The sequence below is a fragment of the Pseudomonas sp. 05N434 genome (assembly GCF_056396965.1).
On the sequence record NZ_JBFTMK010000866.1, the window covers coordinates 1 to 1,298 of the forward strand.

Sequence of the window (1,298 nt, forward strand, 5' to 3'; positions counted from 1 at the left end):
CCATTGTGCCGGGACCTTGATCATCGCGCCTTGCCGGGCATCACCATGATTGGCCACGATTGGTCCGCTGGAGTCGAACTCAATAGGCACCCGCAGACTGAACATCGCATTGTCCCGGCATTCGCTGGGATAGCTGGCGCAGTAACCACTGGGAGGGGTGTCATTCAGGAATTGGTTACGTTGCGAATTCGCCGAGTCCGGCTTGAACGAGGCTTGAATTTGTACCTCCTGCGCCCAGACCGATGACAGCGATCCCAGGAGCACGGCCATTGCGCCCGCCCATGGTTGTAACGCTTGAAAACGAATCATCCCTTGCGCCCCACACAATCGGTATCAGGCATCCGGCATCACCGCGTTGAAGATCATGTTGACGCTGCCAAAGTAATTGCCGGGCTTGTAAACCCCATCGGCAGGCGGCATCGGGAGGATTTCCAGCACCACGCGTTTACCAGGCGCGGCCTCGGCCATGGACACCACCTCGCTGCTCTCGTGCTCGCTCAACTGTTTGCCGTTGAACAGCACCCGCAAGGCAATGTCATGGGCGTCGGTGCCGTTGGACAGATACGGTCGGCCTTCCAGCCGCGCCTCGATCGAGCCCGCTTCGTTCTTCACATCGAAGTACTTGCGCAAGCCACCCAGTGTCGACGACGTCAAGTTCCAGGGCAGTTGCTGTTCGCGATGGATCCACCCTGGGTCCGATGGAATGACATAAAACGCCTGGGTCGGAATCGTCACGAACACTTCGAAGGTGTGCTCTTCCCGGGCGGCGAAGACATCAGCGCTCGTCCACATCGCGACAACCGACAAAAAGACCTGGGTCAGCTTCCTGCTCATGGGTTATCCCTTCACGTCCAGTTTTTTACTGCGTTCACCTTCAACCAGGGTGAAGCGATATTCGCGACCGGCCTGTTTTTCGAACTCAAAGGTACGGCCCGCGAGGATGTGATGCTTAGTGGTGGGCTGGCAGTCCTGCTCGTTTTTAACCGAACAATCCTTGAACTCATCGACCACCACCACGCTGTTGCCGTTGTTGCGGATCCGATACGTGCCTGTGTTGTTTTCAATCGCACTGTCGAAGCGTGTTTCCTTTGGCCRTACGAAAAACACCGCGCCATAACCTGCCAGTACGGTGACCCCGGCCGACAGGGATTTTTTGTAGTCCTCCCGCTCTTCGCCGGACACCGCGAATTCGTCCTCCTTCTCCGGCACCACGGGTACGAATCGCACCCGGAAATAACGCTCCCTGTCCCGTTCGCCCATGAACAGCAGACGGGTGCCCTGCATGCCATTGGCAGGCA

At 57.7% G+C, this 1,298-nt stretch carries 1 protein-coding gene and 2 pseudogenes; all 3 read right to left on the bottom strand.

Going from position 1 to position 1,298, the window contains the following annotated elements; translation table 11 throughout:
- Nucleotides 1-309, bottom strand: a pseudogene (locus AC1DLB_RS30220) (hypothetical protein); the annotation flags it as partial.
- Nucleotides 310-333: 24 nt separating this feature from the next.
- Nucleotides 334-834, bottom strand: a complete 501-nt coding sequence (locus tag AC1DLB_RS30225) for a CS1 type fimbrial major subunit (protein WP_457327279.1) — start codon at nt 832-834, stop codon at nt 334-336.
- A 3-nt stretch (nt 835-837) separates the two neighbouring features.
- Nucleotides 838-1,298: pseudogene (locus AC1DLB_RS30230) on the bottom strand (molecular chaperone); the annotation flags it as partial.

Coding starts and splice junctions, on each gene's coding strand:
- AC1DLB_RS30225 (WP_457327279.1), bottom strand. CDS start 834: ATGAGCAGGAAGCTGACCCAGGTCTTTTTGTCGGTTGTCGCGATGTGG.